Below are 25,642 nucleotides of genomic sequence, written 5' to 3'. Positions count from 1 at the left end.
ATGACCCCCTCCCCCATGGATCCGCGCCCCAGCGCGAAGAAGAACCGCATCGACTCTCTCGCCGCAACTGCCGGCGGCGGGACCGCGACCGCGGTCAAGGACGTCCACGTCAGCGCGGCCGGCAAGGTCGGGGACACCGGCGGTGTCTCGCTCATCGCGAGTGCCTGGGCTCGGCTGCGCCGCAACCCGGTCTTCCTCCTCGGAGCCGCCATCACGCTCGTCTTCGTCGTGCTCGCCCTCGTGGCACCGTGGATCGCGCCCCACGACGCCAGCAAGCGGATCCCCGAGCTGCTGGACGACCTGAGGCCGGGCGCCATCCCCGGGCCGCGGGACGGTTTCCCGCTCGGATCCGACGAGTTCGGCCGCGACCTGCTCTCCCGGCTGCTCGTCGGGGCCCGTCAGACGCTCATCGTGGGTGTCTTCGCGACGATCTTCGGCCTCACCGGTGGCCTCGTCCTCGGGACCCTTGCCGGCGCGCTCGGCGGGTGGGTCGACTCGGTCGTGATGCGGGTCGTCGACGTCATGCTCTCGATCCCCTCCCTGCTGCTCGCGGTCTCGATCGCGGCGCTTGCCCCCAGGCCCTCGCAGTGGACGGTGATCATCGCCATCGCCACCGTGCAGGTGCCGATCTTCGCCCGCCTGCTGCGCGGCTCCATGCTGGCCCAGCGCTCGAGCGACCACGTCCTGGCCGCCCGGGCGCTCGGGGTGAAGCCACAGGCCATCATCTTCCGGCACATGCTGCCGAACTCGCTGGGACCGGTCATCGTGCAGTCGACCCTCGTCCTCGCGACGTCGATCATCGACGCCGCCGGTCTCTCCTTCCTCGGCCTCGGCAACTCCGACGACCGCCAGCCGGAGTGGGGGCAGATGCTCGGCGAGGCCCAGCGCCTCATCCAGGACTACCCGCACCTCGCGTTCTACCCGGCGATCTGCATCATCATCGTCGCCCTCGGGTTCACGCTCATGGGCGAGTCCCTGCGCGAGGCCCTCGACCCCAAGAGCCGGAGGTGACCCGGAGATGACCAGCACCAGCACGTCACCCTCCACCCACCCGCACGGCAGGACCGGCTCCTCCGAGCCCCTGCTCTCCGTGCGGGACCTGCGCGTGACCTTCCAGCGCCAGGGGCAGGAGCCGTTCGAGGCCGTCCAGGGCGTCAGCTTCGACGTCCACCCCGGCCAGACCGTCGGCCTCGTCGGCGAGTCCGGCTGCGGCAAGTCGGTCACCTCGCTCGCGATCATGGGCCTGCTTCCCGCGCGCGGCAACCGGGTCTCGGGGACGGTGAGCTACGACGGGACCGACCTGCTCACGCTGTCGGACCAGCAGATGAGGGACAAGCGCGGCAAGGACATCGCCATGGTGTTCCAGGACCCGCTGTCCTCGCTCAACCCGGTCATCCCGATCGGGCTCCAGGTCACCGAGGTCCTCGAGCGCCACCGCGGCATGTCCCGCAAGGCGGCCACCCCCGTCGCCCGCGACCTGCTCGACCGGGTCGGCATCCCCGACCCCGACCGCCGGCTCACCGACTACCCGCACCAGCTGTCCGGCGGTATGCGTCAGCGCGCCCTCATCGCGATCGCCCTGGCCTGCCAGCCGCGCCTGCTCATCGCCGACGAGCCGACGACGGCCCTCGACGTGACGATCCAGGCCCAGATCCTCGCCCTGCTCAAGGAGCTCGTGCAGGACACCGGGACGGCGCTGGTGATGATCACCCACGACCTCGGCGTCGTCGCCGGCCTCTGCGACGAGGTCAACGTCCTCTACGGCGGCCGGATCGTCGAACGGGGCGAGCGGCACGAGCTGTTCGCGCAGCCGCGGCACCCGTACACCCACGGGCTGCTCGCCTCGATCCCCCGGCTGGACGCCCCCCGCGGCCAGCGGCTCACCCCGATCCCGGGGTCGGTGGCGGACAACCTGCCGTGGACGCACGCCTGCGCGTTCGCGCCGCGCTGCTCGCAGCCGATCGAGGTGTGCACCCGCGTCATGCCGGAGCTCGTCCCGCACGAGGGCCGACCGCTGCGCTGCCACAACCCCGTGGAGGAGTCCCGATGAGCGAGCAGACGACCACCCCCACCGTCGAGGGGACGGCACCCGACGGTGACGTCCTCGTCGAGGCGCGCGGCATCAAGGTCCACTTCCCCATCAAGCGGGGCGTCATCTTCGACAAGACGATCGGCCACGTGTACGCCGTGGACGGCGTGGACCTCAAGATCCGTCGCGGCGAGACCTACGGCCTCGTCGGCGAGTCCGGCTGCGGCAAGTCGACGCTGGGCCGGGCCATCCTCAAGCTCGAGCCACCCACCGACGGCTCGGTCATCTTCGACGGCATCGACATCGCCACGCTCGAGGGCGAGGAGCTGCGACGCAAGCGCCAGGACATCCAGATGGTCTTCCAGGACCCGCTGTCGAGCCTGGACCCGCGCCAGTCCGTCGAGTCGCTCCTCTTCGAGGGGATGAAGGCGCACGGCATCGCGAAGAACGCCAAGGAGGCCCGGCCCCGGCTCGTCGAGCTGCTCGAGGCGGTCGGGCTGCCCGAGGCAGCGCTCGCGAAGTACCCCCACGAGTTCTCCGGCGGCCAGCGCCAGCGCATCGGCATCGCCCGGGCCCTGTCGGTCAACCCCAAGCTCATCGTCGCCGACGAGCCCGTCTCCGCCCTCGACGTCTCCGTGCAGGCGCAGGTCATCAACCTCCTCGAGGACCTCCAGGAGGAGTTCGGCCTCACCTACCTCGTCGTCGCCCACGACCTGGCCGTGGTGCGTCACATCAGCGACCGCATCGGGGTCATGTACCTCGGCGCCCTCGTGGAGGAGGCGGAGGCGGACGACCTCTACGCGGCTCCGCTGCACCCCTACACGCGGGCCCTCATGTCGGCCGTGCCGGTCCCCGACCCGGTCATCGAGGACCGGCGCGAGCAGATCCTGCTCACCGGCGACCTCCCGTCCCCGTCGAACCCGCCGACCGGGTGCCGCTTCCACACCCGCTGCCCCTGGCGGCAGGAGACGAAGTGCGAGACCGAGCGCCCGGTGCTGCGCGTGCCCGAGATCGCGGGCGTGAACCCCAGCCAGAGGGTCGCCTGCCACTGGACCGAGCAGATCGCCTCGGGCGAGATCGAACGGCACGCCGTCACGGCGACCGCGACCGAGGCGGGCGACCTCGACACCGGCCCCGACAGCCTCATGGGCCCGGCCTCCATCTCGGAAGCGCTCTGATTCGGCGATTCCGCCCCCGCGGTACCTGACGGGCGGTAGCGTCCGCGAAGCCGGGCTCGTCCCGGCCTTCGCACGACCCTTGCCTCCCCTGCCACACCTCGACCGACCCTGGAGGTCACATGAGCATCCGACGCATCGCTGCCGCCGGCGCCCTCGCCGCAGGCCTCGTCGCGGGATCCGCGCTCGCGGCCCACGCCATCACCGGAGGCCAGCCCGACGGCGAGGGCCACCCCAACGTGGCCCTCATTGCGTTCTACGACGCGACCGGCCGCTACCGCTGCTCCGCGAGCCTGGTCTCCCCGACCGTCCTCGTCACCGCCGCCCACTGCACCGACGGCACCGTGGGCAGCACCGCCGTCACCTTCAAGACGAAGATCGCCGACGCCCCCCCGTCGCCGCTCCCGGTCGCGAAGGACGTGGCCGCCGGCTACACCCCCGCCGAGCTCAAGGCTGCGGGCTACCTGTCCGGTACGGCGCACACCCACCCGGAGTACTCGGACTTCACCGACCTCAGGAACTGGAACGACGTCGGCGTCATCGTCCTCGACGAGCCGGTCACCGGCATCGCCCCCGTCACGGTCGCGCCCGAGGGCTACCTCGACCAGTTCACGCCCCGGATCCTCAACCAGACGCTCTTCACGTCGGTCGGCTACGGCACCGAGGTCCGCAAGGCCGAGAGCGGCCCGCAGAAGCCCACGCCGCAGTCCTATCCGCTCCTGCGCCGCGTCACGGAGGAGAAGGGCCAGAAGCTCATGCCGCAGATCCTCCAGGTCAACGGCAACGAGAACGACCCGTTCGGCGGCGGTGGCACCTGCTTCGGTGACTCCGGTGGCCCGACGTTCAAGGGTGGCTACCAGGTCACCGTGACGAGCTACGGCTACACCTCGAACTGCCGCTACCTCGGTGGCCTCCAGCGGATCGACATCCCCGTCGTCCAGGACTGGCTCGCCGAGTTCGGCGTCGACGCTGCGGCCTGACGCTCCCCGTCCCACCCGAGAGGCCGGTTCCGCACACCGCGGAGCCGGCCTCACGGCATACGACGTCGTATGCCGGGAGCGCGGGTCCGCGCGAAGGCGCGCCTTGCTGGACGGGCGCCCCCCATGCGGGACAGGCTGGGGGCATGAGCCGCCTGCTGACTGACGAGGAGGTCGAGCGCCAGCTCGCCGACCTCCCCCTGTGGACCCGCGAGGGCGATGCCATCGTCGCCACGATCGAGGCGCCGGACTTCCCCGCCGCCATCCGGATCGTCACCGACGCGGCCGAGGTCGCCGAGGAGATGAACCACCACCCCGACATCGACATCCGCTGGCGCACGACGACGTGGCTGCTGACGACGCACGACGCGGGGGGCCTCACCCAGCTGGACGTCGAGCAGGCGCACCGGATCACCGAGATCGCCCGTCGACACGGAGCGACGCACGGTGGCTGACACGTCACAGGTCATCGACGAGCACGACGAGCCGCACGACGACTCCATCGGCACCCGGCTCAACTGGCTGCGCGCCGGAGTTCTCGGGGCCAACGACGGCATCGTGTCGACGGCCGGCCTCGTCATCGGCGTCGCGGCGGCGACGACGGACCGCGCCGCGATCCTCACCGCGGGTCTCGCCGGGCTGGCGGCCGGTGCGATGAGCATGGCGGTCGGCGAGTACGTCTCGGTGAGCACGCAGCGCGACACCGAGCAGTCGCTGCTGGCCAAGGAGCGACGCGAGCTCCTCGAGGAGCCGGAGGCGGAGCTCCAGGAGCTCGCCGAGATCTATGCCGCCAAGGGGCTCGACCACGACCTGTCCCATCGGGTCGCCGTGCAGCTGACCGCGCACGACGCGCTCGGTGCCCACGCCGAGGCCGAGCTGGGGATCGACCCCAACGGCCTCACGAACCCGTGGCACGCGGCCTGGGCCTCGTGCATCGCGTTCATCCTCGGGGCCGCCCTGCCCCTGGCGGCCATCCTCCTCGTCTCGGTGGGGGCCAGGGTCCCGGTGACCGTCGCCGCCGTCATCCTCGCGCTCGCGACCACCGGCTTCGTGAGCGCCCGCCTGGGGTCCGCACCCCCGGGCCGGGCCGTCGGTCGCGTCGTGCTCGGTGGCCTCGTCGCCATGGCCGTGACCTATGCGATCGGCTCCCTGGTCGGCACCCAGATCTGAGCCGCGGGCCTGGGGGTCAGGGTGCTGCTCGCTCCGGGACCAGGGCCCGCAGGGCGTCGAGCTCGGCCTCGAAGAACGCGATGAGCTGGTCGGGCACCGGGACCGAGGCTGCGTCCACCTTGAACCCGATCCGCACCGTGTCGGCGTAGCTCAGGACGCACACCCCCAGCGTCTGGCCGCCCGACCCGGGCACCCAGCCGAGGACGCCCTTGACCTCGACACCGGCGAGGAAGCGCGGCTCCTTCGGGCCCATGACGTTCGTGGTCACCCCGATGGCCTTGCCTGCGAAGAAGTCGACGAGGGGCTTGTCGATGGCGTGGAGGAAGCCGATGCCGTCGGCGACGGCCGAGGTGATGAAGACCTCGGGCGAGTGCTTGATCTGCTCCATCCGCCGATGCACCTCCGCCAGTCGCTGCGCCACCGTGAGGTCACCCGTCGGCAGGTGGAGCAGGACGAGGGCGAACTTGTTGCCGAGCTCCCGGGGAAGGGGTTCGCCCGGCGGCCTGATGTTGACCGGGACCATGGTCGTGAGGTGGTCGACCGCCTCGCCGAACGACGCGAGGTAGCGCGCGAGCGCTCCCGACAGCGCCGCCATGAGGACGTCGTTGACCGTACTCCCGGTCTCCCTGCCGATCGCCTTGACGTCGGCCAGCGGCAGGGGCCGTGACCAGGCCAGCAGCTTGTCGACGCCGGGCTCCCCGCTGAGCAGCGTCCTCGGCAGGACTCCGAGCACGAGCTTGCGGCTGACCTGGACCGCCTGGAGCATCGTGAGAGGGACCGACGGCAGGCTCAGGGCGCTGCGCACGAGGCCGGTGGCCCGGGCCGCGACGGACCAGCCGCGGTTCGCCGGCTCGACCTCGCGCGGTTCGTCCCTGGCGTCCGGCGCGGGATCCGTCAGGGTGAGCATGACCTGGGCCAGCGCCATGCCGTCGGCCATCGCGTGGTGCAGGCGAAGGAAGAGCACGGAGCCCTCCCCGTAGCCGTCCACCAGCCAGGCCTCCCACAGTGGTCGGCTGCGGTCGAGGGGCCGGCTGACCTTCTTCTCGAGGAAGCTGCGCAGCTGCTTCTCACCCCCCGGCTTGCGCAGCCGGGCACGGTGCAGGTGGTGGGACAGCGCGAAGTCGGGGTCGTCCTCCCAGCTCGGGAGCTCCCAGGGGTGAACGGGGTCGACCGGGCGCTGGCCGAACACAGGGTAGGTGTCGACCAGTCTCTCCTGCAGCGTGGCTCGCAGCTGGCTCCAGTCCAGCCGCTGCTCGGTCCACATGATGCCGTCGATGACCATGAGGTGGTTCGGTCGGTCGGTGTGCAGCCACATGGCGTCCGCGGCCCCCATCGTCCGTCGGGTCGGGGTGGTCATGACGGCACCCCGGCCGGCTGGGCGGTGACGGGCCCGGTGCTGCTGCTCGTCCCGCCCGACGCACGCGCCGCCAGGGCCAGGGTCCGGATCCGGTCGATGTCCTCGGGCGTGAAGACGCCGTTGACGCCGGAGATGGTGGCCAGCCTCATCCCGTGCTTGAGTCCCAGCCGGTAGATCTCCTTGACCTTCTCCCACTCGATGTTGCGCCCGACGGTGAAGCTCTCGTAGCGGCCCTCCAGGGCGAGGACGACGGTCTCCGCGAGGCAGGCGTAGGCGACGTTCTTGGGCAGCCCGATGTCGCCCATGTGCACGTCGCCGGGGAGCTCGATCTCGCCCGACTCGACGACGAGCACGTCCGGTCGGGTGGCGACGTCCTCGGCGGACAGGTCGAGGGGCCGGGCCACGTCGGTGATGACGCAGCCGGGCTTGACGGCCCCGATGTCGAGGACGCGCTTGCCCGCACCCGAGGTGGCGGTGACGATGAGGTCCATCTCGGAGATGGCGTCGTCGGGGGTGGCGGCGATGTGCACCTCGACACGGGGGTGCTCACGCTCGATGAGCTCCTTGAGGGCCAGCAGCTTGCCGGACTCGGGCGAGACCAGCCACAGCCTGGCCTCCGCGACCGCGAGCAGGCGGGCACAGACCGAGCCGATGGCGCCGGTGGCCCCCACCACCATGGCATTCCCCCGCAGCGCCCCGGTGTCGTCCACCTCCGCCAGGCCGAGCCGGCGCAGCGCGTCGTGGGCCGCCCACAGGGCGCCGGACGCGCTGTAGCTGTTGCCGGTCGTCACCGGGAGCGGGGCCTGCCTGGCCACCGTCACCCCGGCGTCGCCGACGACCTTGGTGAAGGCGCCCAGGCCCATGATCTGGGCGCCGAGCTTGCGGGCGGTGTCGGCAGCGGTGAGCAGGCGGCGGTAGGTGAACTCGGGGCTGTGGGCCATCATCTCGCGGGGCGTGCCACCGACCGTGATGAGCCAGCCCTCCGCCTCGGCACCGGTGGGGGACGTGATGCCGGTGACGTGGCTGTAGGTGAACGGCGGGCTGTAGGCGGCGGCCTTCTCGACGAGGTCCATGACGGGACCGGGGGCGAAGCGGGCGATCGACCGCAGGGGCTCGACGTTCTGGAGGTACTGCTGGGACAGGGGGTGGATGACGAACGCGAAGCGGCTCTTGCGCCTGGGACCGTTGGGGTGGAGCTGTCGCGGCTCGAGCCCGGCATCGACGATCATGTCCAGCAGGTCGTCGTCGGTGAGCGGGCTGTCCCCGTGCACCCGCGCCATCATCAGCGCCTGCAGCGTCGCCGCGTTGACGATGACGTCGAACGGTTGCGGCGTCACGTCGACGACGAGGTAGACCCCGCGGTCGCCCAGGTCGGCCAGCCGCTCCTCGGAGACCGCCGAGGTGATGAGGGTCTTGCCGGCGAGGTCCTCGAGACCGAAGCCGGTCAGCTCCTCGTAAGTCCCGACCACGACGTCGCAGTCCCGGGCCGCTCGTCGCGCCAGTGCTCGCGCGGCCAGCCGGGCGGGCGAGTCGACCTGATCCCTGACCACATCGGGCACCATCCGCATCGCCAGCCCGGCCGCCCCACCCACGGCGTCGGCGGCCAGCCCCAGGACCGGCGTGCTGTGGAGCCGCCCGGGCAGGTCGAGACTGAGCAGGGGGTCGGCGAACTGGATGTTCTGCGTGTACTCACGCAGGATGCGGGTGGTCCGGCCGTGGTTCCTGCCTCCCAGCACGACGGTCCGTGCGTTCGTGAAGTGCCCCGGCATCTCGCCGTTGACCCGCCGGACCGCCCACTCCTGCAGCACCTCGAGCAGCTCGGTGCCGTCGGTGGCGGGGACGGCCCCCGCCTCGGCCATGATCCGCCTGTGGTTCCGCAGCTGACCGGCATACAGTCCGGCGGCTCGTGCGTCCCGTATGCCGGTGACGGCCAGGGCGCTCGACCTCGGCGCCCACAGGCGCACCTGGGCGAGGGCGGCCTCGACGTCGCCGGACGTCCCTCGGCGAACGATCCGGAAGCGCTGCCCGAGGAAGGTGACCCTCGTGTCGTAGTCCCACTCCGGGCCCATGAGGCTGATGTTGACGACCACTGGGGCTGCGCGTGTCATGTCTCTCCTCGTGTCAGACCATGGCCGCGGAGTCGAGCTCGGGGTGCTCGACCATGAAGTCCACCAGCCGGTCGGCGTAGTCCTCGAACCGCGCGCACCGCACGCCCGTGCCTGCGAGGTCGGTGAGCGTGTGCGTCGTGTCGTAGGTGGTGGGCGAGGCGAAGTACTCCAGCGCCTCTGCCGGGAGACCTGCGAGCCGTTCGACCAGCGGAAGGGAGATCGCCACCCTGGTGAGCAGGAGGGGCAGCGGCACCCAGACGACGCGCTTGCCGAGTCGGTGCGCGAACCTGTCGACCAGCTGGCGCGCGGTCGGCGGTTCGGGGTCCGTGAGGGCGTAGGTCCGGCCCCTCGACCCCTCGAGCACCGACAACCGGTCCATGGCCTCGATGACGAAGTCCCGTGGGACGAGGCAGAACCGCACCCGGTCGGGGTCGGCCACGGCGGGGACGACGGCGAGCGGTGGCTGACGGCGCAGGAAGGTGGCGAGGAAGTAGGGCCCGTCGTACTTCTGCGTCGCCCCGGTGCGGGAGTCCCCCACGACGATCCCGGGCCGGTAGATCGTCGCGGGCAGTCCCCCCGCCATGGCCCGGCGCACGAGCAGCTCGGCCTCGAACTTCGTCGACTCGTAGTGGTTGCGGAAGCTCTGGCCGACGTCGAGATCGTCCTCCCGGAACTCCCCGTCGTGCCGGCCGCTGACGTAGCACGTGCTGACGTGGTGGAGCCGGGTGAGGTGCTCGAGGTCGGCGCACAGCTCGAGCACCCGCGCAGTGCCGTCGACATTGACCCGCCGGGCCACCTCCTCGCCGACGGTGAGGTCGTAGACGGCGGCGAGGTGCCACACCTCGGTGACGTCCTCGAGCGAGCCTCTGTCCGAGGCGGTCAGACCGAGGCCGGGCAGCGTGAGGTCGCCGACGACGAGCCGCACCCGGCCGGCGACGTGCGCCTCGGTGGCCTCGATCTCCGACAGCCGTGCTCGCGCCTCGCCGAGATGCTTCTCCTGGACGACGCACACGGCGTCGGTCCCGGGGCGCCTGGCCAGCAGCCGTGCCAGCAGGGCCGAGCCCAGGAACCCGGGGAACCCGGTCATCACGAGCGCAGCCATCTGCTCCACCCTCCACTTCGTCGTCGGACCCCCAGCCTCGTCACCGCTGCGTGCGGGCGTCAGGGCCGAACGTCCCGGGGAAGCGGGACGGGTGGCGGGGGTCGGCGTCAGCGGCCGTCAGCGGCGGTCAGCGGCCGTCGGCGGCGTCGAAGAGCACGGGGGCCAGCTCGGACCGCATCGCGTCCTCGAGCGAGACCAGCGCACCATCCGGACCGGTGAGCGGCAGGCGCCAGTTCGGGTACTCGTCAGCGGTGCCGGGCTGGTTGATGGCGCGGCGGTCGCCGACGGCGTCGGCGAGCGAGATCGCGAGCAGCGCACTCGGGGTGTGGCCGAGCCAGCGGTGCATGGCCTCCATGACCGAGGGCACCCCCGCACCGGGCTCCAGCCACCCGCGGGCGACGAGGGCGTCGCGCACCTGCGCGATGGACTGCTCCTCGACCGCGCGCTCCTCCGCCACCGGGCGGGTGAGCAGGCCCAGCCGCTCACGGATGTCGACGTGCTCGAGCGCGAGGAAGCCCGCGGTCGGCGGCAGGTCGTGCGTCGTCACCGACGACAGGCACAGCTCGCGGTAGCGCTCCGGCGGCGTCGGCGCACCGTCCGTGGTCTCGAACCACATGATGCTCGTCCCGAGCACCCCGCGCTCGTGCAGGTAGTCGCGGGCGTTGGCGGGCACCACACCGAGGTCCTCGCCGATGACGACCGCGCCGGCGCGCTGCGCCTCGAGGCAGAGGATGCCGATGAGCGCCTCGTGGTCGTAGGTGACGTAGGTGCCGTCGGCCGGCGTCAGGCCCTTCGGGATCCACCACAGGCGGAACAGCCCGATGACGTGGTCGACGCGCACGCCGCCGGAGTCGCGCAGGACGGTGCGCACCATGTCACGGAACGGCGCGTAGCCGAGCTCCGCCAGGCGCTCCGGGTGCCACGGCGGCTGCGACCAGTTCTGGCCCAGCTGGTTGAACTGGTCCGGAGGCGCGCCCACGGTCACGCCGAGGGCCAGCGCGTCGGCGAGACCCCACGAGTCCGCGCCGCCCGGGCTGACGCCCACGGCGAGGTCGTGGATGACCCCGAGCGACATGCCCGCCGCCGTGGCCTCGCGCTGCACCTCGCCGAGCTGGCGGTCGAGGAGCCACTGGAGCCACATGTGGAAGCGGACGAGGTCCTCCTGTGACTTGGTGAACTCGGCCACGGCGGGGCTGGTGGGGTCGTGGTACTCGCTCGGCCACTGCGACCACGGCAGCCCGTGGCGGTCGGCGAGGGCGCACCAGGTGGCGAACGTCGCCAGCCCCTCGCCCTCGCGCTCGCGGAACCGCTCGAAGTCCCGGGCGCGCCGGCCCTCGAGGCCGACGGCGTGGACGAGCGCGAGCGCCTCCCGCTTGGCCGCCCAGGCGGCGTCCCGGTCGATGGTGTCGGTGGTGTTCAGCGCCCGCGCCTCGGTGGCGAGCTCCTCCATCCGGGTGCGAGCGGCGGCGTCGAGGCGCACGACCTCGGGGATGTCCTCGACGCGCAGGTAGATCGGGTTGACGAAGCGCCGGGTCGACGGGAGGTAGGGCGAGGCCTCCATCGGGGGGACCGGCTCGGCGGCGTGGAGCGGGTTGACGAGGACGAACTCGGCCCCCAGCTCGGTGGCGGCCCAGGACGCGAGGTCGCCGAGGTCGGCGAGGTCGCCGATCCCCCAGGACCCGGCCGAGCGGACCTGGTAGATCTGGGTCATCAGCCCGGTGACCCCGCCGTGGCGCAGCGTCTCGGGCAGCTCGAGGCGGGCGGGTGTGACGACCAGGGTCGAGATCTCCGTGCCGGCCGCCACCGGGTCCGCGTCGAGGTGGGCGACGAGGCGGTGCCACCCGGTCGGGAGGTCACCGGGCAGCTCGAAGGTCGCCTCGCCGACCTCGCGACCGTCGATGACGCGCGGATGCACCCACCGCTCCACCTGGGGCACGTCACGGGCGCCGCCGTCCTCGAGCTCGACCGTCAGGCGGACCGAGGAGCCGTGGGGCACGTGCGCGTGGATCCAAGGGGTCCACGCTTCACGGCAGACGACGGTCGCGGGGAGGGTGCGTCGCCACTCGCGGTCCGCCGCGTCCGCGAGCGAGGCCGACACCGCGTCGGGGGTCCCGGCGTCCACCCCCAGCGCGCCGAGGACGGCACGCAGGGTCTCCTCGGTGATGACGGTGTGGGCGCCCTTCCAGTCGTGGAAGTCGGTGGCCACCCCGTGGGCGCGGGCGAGCTCGAGCAGTGCGGGGGACGGTGCGACCGGAGGCATTGCCCCATCCTGCCGGTCGGCGGGCGGGAACGCGCACGGGGCGCCGCCGCGACTGCGGCGACGCCCCGGTGCTGGGCCGGAACGGCTCAGGGGCTGGCCGTGATCTCGTGCGGACCGAGGTTGAGCTTCTCGACGCGGGGGTCGCCCTCGTCGGCGAAGTAGTCGCCCTTGATCGTCTCGTCGATGCCCTTCGGGACCTTGGCCGCGTTGAGGGCGAGGCTGAGGACACCGGCGATGACGAGGTTGATGACGAACGCCGTCATCGCGATGTAGCCCATCTGCGCGATCCCCGGGATGTTGGCGATGGAGCCACCGAAGTGGGCTCCCGTCACCGGGTTGACGACGTTGTACGCCGACCACGTCCCGTAGACCATGCCGACGGCCCAGCCGGCGAGCAGGGCCCACCGGTGGAACCAGCGGGTGTAGAGCCCGAAGACGATCGAGGGGAAGGTCTGGAGGATCCAGATCCCCCCGAGGAGCTGGAAGTTGATCGCGTTCTGCTTGTCGAGCAGCAGGACGAAGACCAGCGCGAAGCCCTTGACCATCAGCGACACGAGCTTGGAGACCTGCGCCTCCTGCTTCGGCGTCGCGTTCGGCTTGATCCACTCCTTGTAGATGTTGCGGGTGAACGTGTTCGCCGCCGCGATCGACATGATCGCCGCCGGCACGAGCGCACCGATGGCGATGGCCGCGAACGCGACGCCGGCGAACCAGCTCGGGAACATGTCCTCGAACAGCTGCGGGATGACGAGCTGCGCGTTCGGCTTGCCGTCGAGGCCGATCGGCTTGGTCCCGGCCGCGATCGCCACCCACCCGAGCAGGGCCAGGAGGCCGAGGACGAAGGAGTAGGCCGGGAGGATCGCCGCGTTGCGCCGGATGACGTTGCGACTGCTCGCCGAGAGGCTCGCCGTGATCGAGTGCGGGTACATGAACAGCGCGAGCGCCGAACCGAGGCCGAGTGTGGCGTAGGCCCACATCTGCTGGCTCCCCGGGATGAACGCGCCGTTCGGCTTGCCCGTCGCGGGGTTCGTCGCCGCCATCTTCTCCTCGGCCGCGCCGAACACCGCCTCCCAGCCGCCCACCTTGGACGGCAGGTAGATGATCGCCACGATGATGACGAGGTAGATGAGGGTGTCCTTGACGAACGCGATCATGGCCGGGGCGCGCAGCCCGCTGCTGTAGGTGTAGGCCGCGAGCAGGGCGAACGCGATGAAGAGCGGCGCGTCCTTGGCGAGCCAGTTGTCGCCGCCACCCACGCCGGCGACCTCGAGGACCGCCTGGATCCCGACGAGCTGGAGCGCGATGTAGGGCATGGTCGCGAGGAAGCCGGTGACCGCGACGGCGAGCGAGAGCTCCCGGCTGCCGTAGCGACCCTTGACGAAGTCCGCCGGCGTGACGTAGCCGTGGCGGTGGCTCACCGACCACAGGCGGGCCATGAAGACGAAGATGATCGGGTAGAGGACGATCGTGTAGGGCACGGCGAAGAAGCCCGACACCGACCCGAGCGCGAACATCGCCGCCGGGACGGCGACGAACGTGTATGCCGTGTAGAGGTCGCCTCCGAGGAGGAACCACGTGACCCACGTGCCGAACGACCGTCCACCCAGACCCCACTCGTCGAGCGACTCCATGCTCGACGGGCGGCGCCAGCGGGTGGCGAGGAAGCCCATGACCGTGACGCCGAGGAAGAGGACGATGAGGATCGTCAGTGCCACGACGTTGACGCCACCGCTGTTCGCGGCGGGCAGTGCTGCTCCGAGCTGGCTCATCGGACGTCCTCCGGTCCGTCGAAGGGCTGGTCGTCGTGCAGGCCGGCGTCGGTGCCGTCACCCATCGCCGCGCCCCGCTGGTGGCGGCCGCGGCGGCCGTGCTTCTTCGGCTGGCGCATGGCGTCGCCCATGGCGCGGTGCGGGCGGGCCTTGAGCACGAGCCGGTACGCCGCGTAGGTCATCGCGGAGCAGAGGAAGACCCAGAGGAACTGGTACCAGATGAAGAACGGGAAGCCCCAGAGCTTCGGCTCGACCCTGCTGTAGGAGCTCACCCACATCAGCGCGACGATCGGGGCGAGCAGGAGCACGCCGGCTGCGGCGAGCAGCCCCTTGTTGGCCGGTGGGACCGTGTCGTGGTCGACGACCTCGTGTTCGTCCACGAGAAACCTCTCTCATCGGGGAGCGGGCGCCGTTGCGCGCACCGGGGAGAAACCTAGGCGGTGCACGTGACCTGCGCCACATCTGGGGAGGGGCGTCCTTTCCCCGGGCCCCCCGCCGGTCCTCACGAACGCGGCACAGGTCACGCGTTCGCGAGGACCGGGAGGCGGGACGAGCTCAGACGTTGAAGCGGAACTCCACGACGTCGCCGTCCTGCATGACGTAGTCCTTGCCCTCCATGCGGACCTTGCCCACCGACTTCGCCGCGGCCATCGACCCGGCGGCGTCGAGGTCGGTGAACGACACGATCTCGGCCTTGATGAAGCCGCGCTGGAAGTCGGTGTGGATGACCCCGGCGGCCTGCGGCGCGGTCCACCCGCGGCCGATGGTCCAGGCCCGCGACTCCTTGGGCCCGGCCGTGAGGTAGGTCTGCAGCCCCAGCGTGTGGAACCCGGTGCGCGCCAGCTGGTCGAGCCCGGACTCGGTCGCGCCGAACCCCTCGAGCATCTCCTGCGCGTCCTCCGGCGACATGTCCATGAGGTCCATCTCGAGCTTGGCGTTGAGGAAGACCGCGTCAGCCGGCTCCACGAGCGCCGCGAGCGAGGTCTTGAGCGCGTCGTCGGTGAGCTGGTCCTCGTCGAGGTTGAACACGTAGATGAACGGCTTCGTCGTGAGCAGGCCCAGCCCACGTGCCTGGTCGAGGTCGACACCGGCAGCCGGCCCACCGGCATACAGGGTGCTTCCCTCTTCGAGCACCTTCTGGGCGGCGAGCGCGTTGTCCAGGAGCGGTTTGGACTCCTTCTTGATCCGCGCCTCCTTCTCGAGCCGCGCGACCGCCTTCTCGAGGGTCTGCAGGTCGGCGAGGACCAGCTCGGTGTGGATGGTCTCGATGTCGGACTCGGGAGAGACCTTGCCGTCGACGTGCACGACGTCGCCGTCCTCGAAGGCCCGCACGACCTGGCAGATCGCGTCGGCCTCGCGGATGTTGGCGAGGAACTTGTTGCCGAGCCCCTCCCCCTCCGAGGCGCCACGCACGATCCCCGCGATGTCGACGAACGACACCGTCGCCGGGAGGATCTTGTCGGACCCGTGGATCTCGGCGAGGCGAGCCAGGCGGTCGTCCGGCAGCGGGACGACACCGACGTTGGGCTCGATGGTCGCGAAGGGGTAGTTCGCGGCGAGGACGTTGTTCTTGGTCAGGGCGTTGAACATCGTCGACTTGCCGACGTTGGGGAGCCCGACGATTCCGATGGTGAGTGCCACGGGGACAGGAGTCTAGTCGCGCTCGCGCCGTGCCCCCGCCACGCGCCGCACGGCCCAGGCCGCCAGCCCTCCCACGGCGATGCCGACCCCGGCGAAGAGGGCGTACGTCGTGGCCGCCCGCCCGTCATCCTGGCTCAGGGCGTAGGCGAGCGCAGCGAGGCTGACGAACACCCACCCGAGGACGAGCGCCGCGAGCAGCATCGCGGCGAGGATGCCCGCGAACCTGCCGACCCTCACGCCATGCCCCCCGGCACTTCGCTGTTCTCGAGGTACGCCGCGTGCTCACCGGCGAGGACCTGCTCCAGCATCCGCACGTTGTAGGGCGCGACGTGCGCCGGGACGTCCGCCGGCGCCACCCAGTGCACGGCCTTGAGCTCGCGCCTGAGCAGGGTGAGGTCGTCGGAGAACGAGCGCGGGACCGTGCCGAGGTCGTAGAGGAACAGGACGGCGTCGTCCCAGCCGCGCCACGGGGGCAGCCAGTTGACCGTGACGAGACCCTCGATCCCGACGCTGACGCCGAGCTCCTCGCTGATCTCCCGCACGACGCACGCGGCCGGGCTCTCCCGCGGGTCGACGACCCCACCGGGCAGGTCCCACTCGGACTTGTAGGTCAGCTCGCAGAGCAGGATCTCGCCGTCCTCGTTGCGCAGCAGTCCCTGCGCGATGTTGCGCTTGCGCGGGAGGCGGTCGTTGAGGACGTGGATGAACGAGCGCCCACTGTCAGCCATGTGCCGAGGCTAACCTCCCGCCGGATGTCGGTGCCCGCTGGCACGGTGTCCCCATGAACCCGTGGATCGCGTTGGTGGGCGGCATCGTCATCGGTGCGCTCATGGCACACCTGCTCCTTCGTTCGTCGTATGCCGTCCGCTCGGCCTCCGCCGACACCGAGCGCGACCTCCTGCGCGAGCGGGTCGTCGACCTCGAGGCGTCCCTCGCCGAGGACCTCGAGACCGCGTCGCTGCTGGCGCCGCTGCGCGACGCCCTGGGCCGGGTCGAGCGCCAGGTCGGGGTGCTCGAGCGTGACCGGGTCGAGCAGTTCGGCGCGCTGCGGGCGGTCATGGGCCGGGTCGAGTCCGAGGCCCAGCACCTCGGCCGCCAGACGCAGTCGCTCGCCGGGTCACTCCGCTCGTCGTCGGTGCGCGGGTCGTGGGGTGAGGTCCAGCTCCGCCGCGTCCTCGAGGCCTCCGGCATGCTCGCGCGCTGCGACTTCGAGGAGCAGGTCCGCAGCCGCAGCCGGCACGACCGCGAGGTCCGCCCCGACGTCGTCGTGCGCCTGCCCGGCGGGCGCTCGCTCGTCATCGACGCCAAGGCACCGATGAGCGCCTTCCTCGACGCCCAGACCGAGGACCTGCCGGACGACGAGCGGAGCCAGCTGCTCCGCGAGCACGCCACCGCCCTGCGCCAGCACGTCCTGGCGCTCTCGGCCAAGGACTACTGGTCCGCGTTCGAGTCCACGCCCGAGATGGTCGTCTGCTTCGTCCCCAGCGACGCGATGCTCGCCGCCGCGCTGTCCGCCGACCCCGGCCTGCACGAGCGGGCGATGACGTCGAAGGTCGTGCTCGTCGGCCCCGGCACGCTCCTCGCCCTGCTCCGCACGGTCGCCTTCGGCTGGCAGCAGGACTCGCTCTCGACCAGTGCCCGCGAGCTGCTCGCCCTGGGTCAGGAGCTCTACCGCCGGCTGGGGTCGCTCGGCACCCACACCGCGAAGATGGGGCGCTCGCTGCACGCGACCGTCGAGAGCTACAACCAGTTCGTCGGCGCCCTGGAGTCGCGGGTCCTCGTCACGGCCCGTCGGATGCAGGAGCTCGACGTCGTCACCGACGCGCTGCCGCACCTCGTTCCCGTCGAGACCGGGCCGAGGGTGCTGACGGCGATCGAGCTCCTCGAGGCCGTCGGGGCCGAGCACGAGCGTCCCGACCTGCTGCTCGACGCCGAGCGCGACGGCCGGGGCGGCTCGCGAGCCGGGTAGGTCGTCGCGAAGCGGCTCGCGAGCCACGGGCGGCTCGGGAGCCGCTCCTCAGGCCGTGACGAGCTCGCCCTCACCGGGGAGCCACGCTCGACCGTCCGGGGCGCGGAAGGCCACCGGCACCCCACGTGCCGACGCCCCCTCGATCGAGTCGCTGACCTGGAGGTGGACGTGCGGCTCCGTGCTGTTGCCGGTGTTCCCGCACTCCCCCACCTGCTCGCCGACCGCGACCTGCTGCCCGATGCGGACCGACGCGGACCCCTGACGCAGGTGGGCGAGCAGGACGAACGGCCCCGCTGGTGCGAGCGCGATCACGACGTGGTTGCCGGCCAGCCCGACGATGCCGCGGCGGGCCCGTCCGGCCTGGCCCATCGCGTACGCGGCGAGCCGCAGCGGCGAGCGCCGCGCCTCGTGGTCGGGTTCGGCGTCGTGCACGGCCACGACCACACCGGCCGCCGGTGCGAGCACCGGCTCACCGAACCCGAGGAAGCCCTCCGGGTCCTCGACGCCCACCCGGGTGCGCCACGTGCGGGGGGCCGAGAGGTTGCGCTCGTCCACCGCGACGAAGTCGATGGCGTGGGACACCCCGAACGCCTCCGTGCCGTGGCTGGGAACGCGTCGGGCCGGACTGTTCTCCACCCGCCACGTCCCCCGGAACGGGAACGACAGGACGACGACGCCGTCCGGGGTCGGCACCGTCAGTGCAGGGAGCCGGCCTCGACGAACGACCCGTCGTGGCGCATCTTGTCCGACAGTCCGGCGGCCTTGAGGTCGCGGCGGATCTCGTTGGGGAGGGAGAACATCAGCGACTCCTCCGCGGCGACGACCGGGCGGACGTCCTCGTACCCGCGCTCGGCGAGGTAGTCGAGGACTCCGCGGACGAGGAGCTCGGGCACGGACGCGCCGGAGGTGACGCCGACGGTGCCCACCCCGTCGAGCCACGACTCGTCGATCTCGTCCGCGTAGTCGACGAGGTGACCGGCGCGGGAGCCGTGCTCCAGGGCGACCTCGACGAGGCGGACCGAGTTGGAGGAGTTGCGCGAGCCGACGACGATCATGAGGTCGGTGTCGGGAGCCATGTGCTTGACCGCGAGCTGGCGGTTCTGGGTGGCGTAGCAGATGTCGTCGCTGGGCGGGTCCTGCAGCTTCGGGAACCTCTCGCGCAGCCTGCGGACCGTCTCCATCGTCTCGTCGACCGAGAGCGTGGTCTGGGACAGCCAGACGACCTTGTCGGGGTCGCGGACCTCGATGTTGTCGACGTCGTCGGGGCCGTCGACGAGGGTGATGTGCTCAGGGGCCTCACCGGCCGTGCCGACGACCTCCTCGTGACCCTCGTGACCGATGAGCAGGATGTCGAAGTCGTCGCTCGCGAACCGGACGGCCTCGCGGTGGACCTTGGTGACGAGCGGGCAGGTCGCGTCGATGGTCTTGAGGCCCAGCGCCTTGGCCTCCTCGTGCACCACGGGGGCGACGCCGTGCGCGGAGAAGATCACGGTGGCGCCCTCGGGCACCTCGTCGGTCTCCTCGACGAAGATCGCGCCGCGCCTCTCGAGCGTCGTCACGACGTGCTTGTTGTGGACGATCTCCTTGCGGACGTAGACGGGCGCGCCGTAGAGGTCGAGCGCCTTCTCGACGGTGACGACGGCCCGGTCGACACCGGCGCAGTAGCCGCGGGGCGCGGCGAGGAGGACGCGCTTGGTGGCCTGGTCAGTCGTGGCGGTCATGGCCCCATCGTAGGCGGGACGTCTGGGCCTGCCCTGTGCGCCCGTCCGGCACCGGAGGCATGGGGCGGGACCACATGGCCTCGACCGTCGGCACGTGATGGGGTCCGAGGGTGTACACCCACCTCACCGACCACCTCCGCTGGACCCTGCCGCAGGTCCTCGCCGACCAGGCAGTGCGCCACGGCGACCGGGTCCTCGTCACCGTCATCGGCGAGGGGGACCTGACCTACGCCGACGCGCAGCGGGACGCCGGCCGCATGGCCAACCACCTCAGCGCTTCCGGAGTGGGGGTCGGCGACCCCGTGGCCGTCGTCCTGCCCAACGGGCTCGACTTCGTCCGGGTGTGGCTCGCGCTGGGTCGGCTCGGGGCGGTCATGGTGCCGGTCAACACCGCACTCACCGGTGACTTCCTCGCCCACCAGCTGCGCGACAGCGGAGCGCAGCACGTGGTCGTCGCGGGCACCGCAGCGGCCGCCGTCGCCGAGGTCCTGGACGCCGTGCCCGGGCTCGCGCCGCTGTCGCTGGCCGGATGGGACTTGCAGCCGTCACGACCCGGGGCCGAGACCCACGACGCGGCCGCGAGCGACGTCGCGTGCGTCATGTACACCTCCGGCACGACCGGCCCCTCGAAGGGCGTGCTCATGCCCCACGCCCACTGCTACCTCTTCGGGCTCGGCAGCATCGAGGCCCTCGGCCTCACCGCGGAGGACCGCTACTACATCTGCATGCCGTTCTTCCACGCCAACGGCCTCTTCATGCAGCTCTACGCGACCCTCATCGCCGGGGCCACCGCCGTCGTCCGCCCTCGTTTCAGCGCCTCCGCGTGGCTGGGCGACGTGCGCGCACACCGGTGCACCGTCACCAACCTCCTCGGCGCGATGAGCCAGTTCGTCCAGGCGCAGCCCGCGGCGGACGACCGTGACCACGCCCTTCGCGTCATCTGCCCCGTCCCGAACCCGCCGACCCACGAGGAGACGTGGCGGGAGCGCTTCGGCATCGCCGACGTCGTCTCGGCCTACGGGATGACCGAGGTCAACATCCCCCTCTACGGCCGCCTGGGCCGGTCGCGCCCGGGGACTGCGGGTCTCGTCCTCGACCGGTTCTTCGAGGTGTCCATCCGCCACCCCGACACCGATGACGCCCTCGCCCCGGGAGAGGTCGGCGAGATCATGGTCCGGCCGCGGATCCCGTTCGGGTTCATGGCCGGCTACGCCGGGCTCCCCGAGGCCACGGCCGAGGCGTGGCGCAGCTCCTGGTTCCACACCGGGGACTCCGGGACGATGGACGGCGACGGGTGGGTGACCTTCGTCGACCGGACGAAGGACTGCATCCGCCGGCGCGGGGAGAACATCTCCTCGTTCGAGGTCGAGGCCGCGGTGACGCGGCTCACGGGCGTGGCCGAGGTGGCCGCGTATGCCGTCCCGGCGGGCGCCGAGGGCACGGAGGACGAGGTGATGCTCGCGGTCGTCGCCGAACCGGGCTCCGGACTCTCCGCCCCCGAGGTGGCCGCGCACGCCGACCGCGTGCTCCCACGCTTCGCCCAGCCGCGCTACGTCGAGCTCGTCACCGAGATCCCCCGGACCCCCACCGAGAAGGTGCGCAAGGCCGAGCTGCGACGACGCGGGGTCACCGCGGCGACCTGGGACCGGCTCGGTGACGGTGGCCGCTCCTAGAGTGGGCGACGTGAGCAGCCCTCCCGAGCGTCCCGCCCTGCCCGAACGGGCCGGTGACACCACCGCGGAGCACCCGTGGCCGGTGCGGCTGCTGAGCATGAAGATCGCCGAGTACGTCGACAGGATGTCCGTGCTCTGGGTCGAGGGGCAGGTCGTCCAGCTCAACCGGCGCCCGGGCGCGCGGACGGCCTACCTCACCCTGCGCGACCCGGACGTCGACATGTCGCTGTCGGTCGCCATCCAGGTCAACGCCCTCGACGCGATGGCGGCACCCGTCGCCGAGGGAGCCCGGGTCGTCGTCCAGGCCAAGCCGTCCTTCTGGACCCAGCGCGGCACGCTCATGCTCGACGGCCGCCAGATCCGACCGGTCGGTGTCGGCGAGCTCCTGGCCCGGATCGAGTACCTCAAGCGCAACCTCGCGAGCGAGGGCCTCTTCGACGCCGACCGCAAGCGCCCCCTGCCCTTCCTCCCGCGCCGGATCGGGCTCATCTGCGGCCGGGCGAGCGCCGCCGAGAACGACGTCGTCGAGAACTCCCGGCGCCGCTGGCCGACCGCGCGGTTCGAGATCCGGCAGGTGGCGGTCCAGGGCGCGAGTGCCGTCACCGAGGTGTCGCAGGCGCTGCGCGAGCTCGACGCGGCACCGGAGGTCGACGTCATCGTCATCGCGCGCGGCGGCGGCAGCGTCGAGGACCTCCTGCCGTTCAGCAACGAGGCGATGATCCGGGCCGTCGCCGCCGCCCGCACCCCGGTCGTCAGCGCCATCGGGCACGACGTCGACTCACCCCTGCTCGACCTCGTCGCCGACCACCGAGCCTCGACCCCGACCGACGCGGCCAAGGCGATCGTCCCCGACGCCGAGAGGGAGCACCAGCTCGTCCAGGCAGCGCGCACGCGCGGTCGCCGGGCCCTCGAGGCCCGGCTGCACCACGAGCGCCGGCGTCTGGTCGAGCTGCGGTCGCGCCCCGTGCTGGCCGACCCGGGCGCGTTCGTCCGGGTCCAGCGCGAGGTCGTCGCGGCCCTGCGCGCCCGCGCCCGGCGTCGCGCCGAGGCCCAGCTGCACCGGCACCAGGACGGCGTCGCCCACCTCGGCGCCCAGCTGCGGACCCTGTCACCCCAGTCCACGCTGGACCGTGGCTACGCGATCGTGCAGCGGGTGGGCGGCGAGATCGTCATGGACCCCGAGGAGCTCGACGTCGACGAGCTGCTGCGGGTCACCGTGGCCCGAGGCGACTTCGGCGTCCGGACGGCGGGTTAGGGTGCTCGGCATGGCCCAGGACACCCCGCAGACCGAGACCGACGACGTCGACGTCCAGCCGACGCAGACCGTCACTGCGGGCGGCGCCGACGCCAACGCCGACGTGCCGCAGCTGAGCTACGAGGCCGCCCGCGACGAGCTCGTCGACATCGTCTCGCGGCTCGAGAACGGCCAGGTCGGCCTCGAGGACAGCATGGGCCTGTGGCAGCGCGGGGAGGCGCTCGCCGCCCACTGCGCGAAGTGGCTCGACGACGCCGAGGCCAAGCTCAGCGACTGACCGTCACGGGGCGACCGGCGCGAGTCGCTCGGCGACGTAGGCCAGCTCCTCGAAGGTCCCGGTCCCGGTGAGCAGGGTGGTGAGCTCCCCCGACCCGGTGCGCCGGTCGAGCAGGCTGTTCTGGACCTTGGCCCCACGCTCGTACTTCAGCCACGTGATGCCCGCGGCCTGCAGCTCCCCGATGCGGCGGGCGCGGTTGGTCTGCGCCTCGACCCACCCCTGCGTCGCGTCACGGGTCTGCTCGACGGCGACGTAGTTGCCGGACGGGGCCTGGTAGCCGGCGTGCCACGTCATCAGCCCGTCCGTGCCCTTGACGTAGCGGGCGCTCGTCGTCGTCCAGCCCTGGGGCAGGTCGACGGCCTCCGAGATGGGCCAGCCGCTGTCCCGGGCGACGGTGAGCGCGGTGCCGTGCACGTCGACCGTCGGTCCGCCGAGGGTGTTGACCCGGGGGGTCATGAACCAGATGATCGCCATGAGGGCACCGATGACGAGCAGCGACCGCAGCATGTTGGGGGTCGATCCCATGGAGTAGCGGCTCTTGCCCGGCGCGGTGCTCACCCCTCCATGGTCGCTGATGACCGCACGATTCGAGCCATCGGGGTCGGCGATAGAGTCGGCGCGCAGGTTCCGCTCACGCCTCGGCACGCCGCGCCCCGTCAAGGAAGACAGGTCCACCCATGCCTGACGCCCCGTCCACGAACGTCCCCGACCGCAACCTCGCGCTCGAGCTCGTCCGGGTCACCGAGGCCGCCGCGATGGCCGGCGGACGCTGGGTCGGCCGCGGCGACAAGAACCTCGCGGACGGCGCCGCCGTGGAGGCGATGCGCGCCCTCATCGCCACCGTCGAGATGCGCGGCACGGTCGTCATCGGCGAGGGCGAGAAGGACAACGCCCCCATGCTCTTCAACGGCGAGCAGGTCGGCAACGGGTCGGGGCCGGAGGTCGACGTCGCGGTGGACCCGATCGACGGCACGACCCTCGCCGCCAAGGGCATGCCCAACGCCATCGCCGTCATGGCCGTGAGCGACCGCGGGACCATGTACGACCCCAGCGCGGTCTTCTACATGGACAAGCTCGTCGCCGGGCCGGAGGTCGCCGACGTCGTCGACATCCGCCTCCCGCCGGCCGAGAACATCCGGCGGATCGCCAGGGCCAAGAAGGAGCGACCGCAGGACGTCACCGTCGTCATGCTCGACCGACCGCGCCACGAGACCCTCGCCCAGGAGGTGCGCGACGCCGGCGCCCGGATCAAGTTCATCTCCGACGGCGACGTGGCCGGCGCCATCTCTGCGGCCCGCGAGACCACCGGCATCGACCTCCTCCTCGGCATCGGCGGCACCCCCGAGGGCATCATCACCGCCTGCGCCATCAAGTGCCTCGGCGGCGTCATCCAGGGCCGCCTCTGGCCCACCGACGACGACGAGCGGCAGCGGGCGCTCGACGCCGGCCACGACCTCGACAAGGTGCTGACGACCGAGGACCTCGTCACCTCGGACAACTGCTTCTTCGTCGCCACCGGGATCACCGACGGCGAGCTCCTCCGAGGGGTCCGATACTCCCGAGGCCAGGCGACGACGAACTCGATCGTCATGCGCAGCAAGTCCGGCACGGTCCGGGTCATCGAGAGCCACCACGTGCTCGACCGCACGGCCGGCCTCCCGAAGGGCGATGCCTGACATGGCCGCCGCGCAGCAGGTGCTCGTCGTCGGGGAGACCCTCGTCGACATCGTGCACACGCCCGACGGCCTCGTCGAGGAGCACGTGGGCGGCTCTCCCGCGAACGTCGCGATGGGCCTCGCCCGGTTGAGTCACGACACGGTCCTCGCGACCTCGCTCGGCGAGGACCCCCACGGCACCCGCTGCCGCGGCCACGTCACCGACCGGGGCGTGAGGATCGAGAACCTCGACGCCGGGGACCACCCCACCTCCACCGCCATCGCGACGCTCGACGACTCCGGCGCCGCCGAGTACGAGTTCGACCTGCACTGGGACCTGCGCCCCATCCACCGGCTCGACCGCTTCGCCCACGTCCACACCGGGTCGATCGCCGCCACCCTCACCCCCGGGGCCGCCGTCGTCGCGCAGACGCTGCGCGACGCCCGGGCCCACGCGACCATCTCCTACGACCCCAACGCGCGCCCCACGATCATGGGCGACGTGGACGGGGTGCGCCCGCGCATCGAGGAGCTCATCGCGCTCAGCGACGTCGTCAAGGCCAGCGAGGACGACGTCGAGTGGCTGTATGCCGGCCGGACCCTTCCCGACGTCATGGCCGCCTGGGGCCGGCTGGGACCGGGCCTGGTCGTCATCACCCGGGGTGGCGACGGCGTCACCTACCGCGTCACCGCCACCGGTGAGACCGCCGAGTCCCCCGCCCGGGTGGACCGGGTCACCGACACCGTGGGCGCCGGCGACTCGTTCATGGCCGGACTCGTCTCGGGCCTGCTCGACGCCGGGCTGCTCGGCGAGGCCGCCGCCCGTGCCCGCCTGGCCGGCGCCACCCTCGGCGACGTCACCGGCGCGGTCGACCGGGCCATGAGCACGAGCGCGATCACCGTCGTGCACGCCGGCGCCTACGCTCCCACCCGGGACGAGCTCCCGGCCGACGCCGCCACCACCCCACAGGGACGAGGACCGCAGTGAACGACGACACGACTGCTCCGCACGGGTTCGACGACCTGCTGGCCGCGAACGCGGCCTTCGCGCAGGACTTCACGCTCGGGGGCTTCGACGGCATCGCACACCGCGGCGTCGCCGTCGTGACCTGCATGGACTCGCGCATCGACCCGCTGGGCATGATCGGGCTGTCGCCCGGCGACGCCAAGATCTTCCGCAACCCGGGCGGGCGCGTCACCGCGGCGGCGCTCGAGGCCCTCGTCCTCGGCGTGCACCTCCTCAACGTGCAGCGCATCCTCGTCGTCCCGCACACCCGCTGCGCCATGGCGAACCACACGGAGGTCGAGCTGCGCGCCCTCATCGGCCAGAAGGCCGGCTCCGACGCGTCCTGGCAGGGGTTCCACGTCGTCGCCGACCAGGACGCCGCCCTGCGGGCGGACGTCGCGGCGATCCGGTCGCACCCGCTCATCCCCGACACCGTGGACGTCGGCGGCTTCCTCTACGACGTCGACTCCGGCCTGCTCGAGCACCGCGCCTGAGTGA

At 71.9% G+C, this 25,642-nt stretch carries 25 protein-coding genes; 13 read left to right on the top strand and 12 right to left on the bottom strand.

The features are described from left to right. The 6 genes from N801_RS01160 to N801_RS01135 all read left to right on the top strand — a co-directional run bounded on the left by N801_RS01160 (position 1) and on the right by N801_RS01135 (position 5,351). On the top strand, positions 1-1,011 hold the full coding sequence (locus N801_RS01160; protein WP_035931882.1) for an ABC transporter permease: 1,011 nt from the start codon (positions 1-3) through the stop codon (positions 1,009-1,011). Between the two features lie 7 nt (positions 1,012-1,018). After that, a complete protein-coding gene (locus N801_RS01155; protein ID WP_084107986.1) occupies positions 1,019-2,050 on the top strand; it encodes an ABC transporter ATP-binding protein in 1,032 nt (343 codons plus the stop codon). Further along, entirely contained in the window at positions 2,047-3,207 is a 1,161-nt protein-coding gene (locus N801_RS01150) for an ABC transporter ATP-binding protein (RefSeq protein ID WP_035931880.1), read from the top strand. Before N801_RS01155 ends, N801_RS01150 begins: the two co-directional genes overlap by 4 nt. A 119-nt stretch (positions 3,208-3,326) precedes the next feature. Continuing rightward, on the top strand, positions 3,327-4,184 hold the full coding sequence (locus N801_RS01145; RefSeq protein ID WP_035931878.1) for a trypsin-like serine protease: 858 nt from the start codon (positions 3,327-3,329) through the stop codon (positions 4,182-4,184). Positions 4,185-4,327: 143 nt separating this feature from the next. Further along, positions 4,328-4,636 carry a 4a-hydroxytetrahydrobiopterin dehydratase gene (locus tag N801_RS01140; protein WP_035931876.1) on the top strand — a complete coding sequence of 103 codons (309 nt, stop codon included), beginning with the start codon at positions 4,328-4,330 and terminating at the stop codon, positions 4,634-4,636. Further along, a complete protein-coding gene (locus N801_RS01135; protein ID WP_035931873.1) occupies positions 4,629-5,351 on the top strand; it encodes a VIT1/CCC1 transporter family protein in 723 nt (240 codons plus the stop codon). The genes N801_RS01140 and N801_RS01135 overlap by 8 nt, the downstream gene beginning before the upstream one ends. 16 nt (positions 5,352-5,367) lie before the next feature. Here N801_RS01135 and N801_RS01130 read toward each other — a convergent pair whose 3' ends face one another. From N801_RS01130 to N801_RS01090, 9 genes are all read right to left on the bottom strand, one after another. After that, a complete protein-coding gene (locus N801_RS01130) occupies positions 5,368-6,708 on the bottom strand; it encodes a wax ester/triacylglycerol synthase family O-acyltransferase (RefSeq protein ID WP_052112476.1) in 1,341 nt (446 codons plus the stop codon). Then, positions 6,705-8,816 (bottom strand): DUF8754 domain-containing protein, encoded by a 2,112-nt coding sequence (locus N801_RS01125; RefSeq protein ID WP_052112475.1) that lies wholly within the window; start codon positions 8,814-8,816, stop codon positions 6,705-6,707. The genes N801_RS01130 and N801_RS01125 overlap by 4 nt, the downstream gene beginning before the upstream one ends. A 13-nt stretch (positions 8,817-8,829) precedes the next feature. Further along, the gene (locus tag N801_RS01120) at positions 8,830-9,918 is read right to left on the bottom strand and encodes an SDR family oxidoreductase (protein ID WP_035932030.1); all 1,089 of its coding nucleotides are present in this window, start codon (positions 9,916-9,918) and stop codon (positions 8,830-8,832) included. Between the two features lie 127 nt (positions 9,919-10,045). Then, positions 10,046-12,178, bottom strand: coding sequence for a 4-alpha-glucanotransferase (gene malQ / locus N801_RS01115; protein ID WP_035931870.1), 2,133 nt, complete (start codon positions 12,176-12,178; stop codon positions 10,046-10,048). A gap of 86 nt (positions 12,179-12,264) precedes the next feature. Next, entirely contained in the window at positions 12,265-13,947 is a 1,683-nt protein-coding gene (gene mctP / locus N801_RS01110; RefSeq protein WP_052112474.1) for a monocarboxylate uptake permease MctP, read from the bottom strand. Further along, positions 13,944-14,327 carry a DUF3311 domain-containing protein gene (locus N801_RS19475; RefSeq protein WP_052112473.1) on the bottom strand — a complete coding sequence of 128 codons (384 nt, stop codon included), beginning with the start codon at positions 14,325-14,327 and terminating at the stop codon, positions 13,944-13,946. Before N801_RS19475 ends, mctP begins: the two co-directional genes overlap by 4 nt. A gap of 175 nt (positions 14,328-14,502) precedes the next feature. Then, positions 14,503-15,588 (bottom strand): redox-regulated ATPase YchF, encoded by a 1,086-nt coding sequence (gene ychF / locus N801_RS01100; RefSeq protein WP_035931868.1) that lies wholly within the window; start codon positions 15,586-15,588, stop codon positions 14,503-14,505. A gap of 12 nt (positions 15,589-15,600) precedes the next feature. Next, positions 15,601-15,825 (bottom strand): hypothetical protein, encoded by a 225-nt coding sequence (locus N801_RS01095; RefSeq protein ID WP_035931865.1) that lies wholly within the window; start codon positions 15,823-15,825, stop codon positions 15,601-15,603. Beyond that, a complete protein-coding gene (locus N801_RS01090; RefSeq protein WP_035931862.1) occupies positions 15,822-16,316 on the bottom strand; it encodes an NUDIX domain-containing protein in 495 nt (164 codons plus the stop codon). Before N801_RS01090 ends, N801_RS01095 begins: the two co-directional genes overlap by 4 nt. Positions 16,317-16,369: 53 nt before the next feature. Here N801_RS01090 and N801_RS01085 point away from each other — a divergent pair, with 53 nt between their 5' ends. Further along, the gene (locus tag N801_RS01085) at positions 16,370-17,557 is read left to right on the top strand and encodes a DNA recombination protein RmuC (protein WP_052112472.1); all 1,188 of its coding nucleotides are present in this window, start codon (positions 16,370-16,372) and stop codon (positions 17,555-17,557) included. A gap of 48 nt (positions 17,558-17,605) precedes the next feature. On the opposite strand, the gene N801_RS01080 is transcribed toward N801_RS01085, so the two are convergent. Further along, positions 17,606-18,250, bottom strand: a complete 645-nt coding sequence (locus tag N801_RS01080; RefSeq protein ID WP_035931859.1) for a M23 family metallopeptidase — start codon at positions 18,248-18,250, stop codon at positions 17,606-17,608. 2 nt (positions 18,251-18,252) lie between these two features. Then, the gene (locus tag N801_RS01075; protein WP_035931855.1) at positions 18,253-19,278 is read right to left on the bottom strand and encodes a 4-hydroxy-3-methylbut-2-enyl diphosphate reductase; all 1,026 of its coding nucleotides are present in this window, start codon (positions 19,276-19,278) and stop codon (positions 18,253-18,255) included. Positions 19,279-19,388: 110 nt separating this feature from the next. On the opposite strand from N801_RS01075, the gene N801_RS01070 reads away from it, so the two are divergent. Genes N801_RS01070 through N801_RS01060 form a run of 3 tightly spaced genes read left to right on the top strand, consistent with a single transcriptional unit; the run spans position 19,389 to position 22,483 of the window. Further along, the gene (locus N801_RS01070; protein ID WP_035931853.1) at positions 19,389-20,951 is read left to right on the top strand and encodes an AMP-binding protein; all 1,563 of its coding nucleotides are present in this window, start codon (positions 19,389-19,391) and stop codon (positions 20,949-20,951) included. Between the two features lie 10 nt (positions 20,952-20,961). Continuing rightward, positions 20,962-22,206 (top strand): exodeoxyribonuclease VII large subunit, encoded by a 1,245-nt coding sequence (gene xseA / locus N801_RS01065; RefSeq protein WP_035932020.1) that lies wholly within the window; start codon positions 20,962-20,964, stop codon positions 22,204-22,206. 10 nt (positions 22,207-22,216) lie between these two features. Then, the gene (locus N801_RS01060; protein WP_084108002.1) at positions 22,217-22,483 is read left to right on the top strand and encodes an exodeoxyribonuclease VII small subunit; all 267 of its coding nucleotides are present in this window, start codon (positions 22,217-22,219) and stop codon (positions 22,481-22,483) included. Between the two features lie 3 nt (positions 22,484-22,486). Here the strand turns inward: N801_RS01060 and N801_RS01055 are convergent, their stop codons facing one another. Next, positions 22,487-23,041 carry a DUF4245 domain-containing protein gene (locus N801_RS01055; RefSeq protein WP_245618155.1) on the bottom strand — a complete coding sequence of 185 codons (555 nt, stop codon included), beginning with the start codon at positions 23,039-23,041 and terminating at the stop codon, positions 22,487-22,489. 119 nt (positions 23,042-23,160) lie between these two features. Between N801_RS01055 and glpX the strand changes: the two genes are divergently transcribed. The 3 genes from glpX to N801_RS01040 are packed head-to-tail and all read left to right on the top strand — an operon-like array spanning position 23,161 to position 25,638. Beyond that, on the top strand, positions 23,161-24,159 hold the full coding sequence (glpX, locus tag N801_RS01050) for a class II fructose-bisphosphatase (RefSeq protein ID WP_035931851.1): 999 nt from the start codon (positions 23,161-23,163) through the stop codon (positions 24,157-24,159). Position 24,160: 1 nt separating this feature from the next. Continuing rightward, positions 24,161-25,126, top strand: coding sequence for a carbohydrate kinase family protein (locus N801_RS01045; protein ID WP_084107984.1), 966 nt, complete (start codon positions 24,161-24,163; stop codon positions 25,124-25,126). After that, a complete protein-coding gene (locus N801_RS01040) occupies positions 25,123-25,638 on the top strand; it encodes a beta-class carbonic anhydrase (RefSeq protein ID WP_035931846.1) in 516 nt (171 codons plus the stop codon). The genes N801_RS01045 and N801_RS01040 overlap by 4 nt, the downstream gene beginning before the upstream one ends. Positions 25,639-25,642: the final 4 nt, after the last annotated feature.

Source organism: Knoellia aerolata DSM 18566 (assembly GCF_000768695.1).
GTDB lineage: Bacteria > Actinomycetota > Actinomycetes > Actinomycetales > Dermatophilaceae > Knoellia > Knoellia aerolata.
The sequence above is the reverse complement of the archived record's forward strand: the minus strand, read 5'-3'. Positions and strand labels throughout refer to the sequence as shown.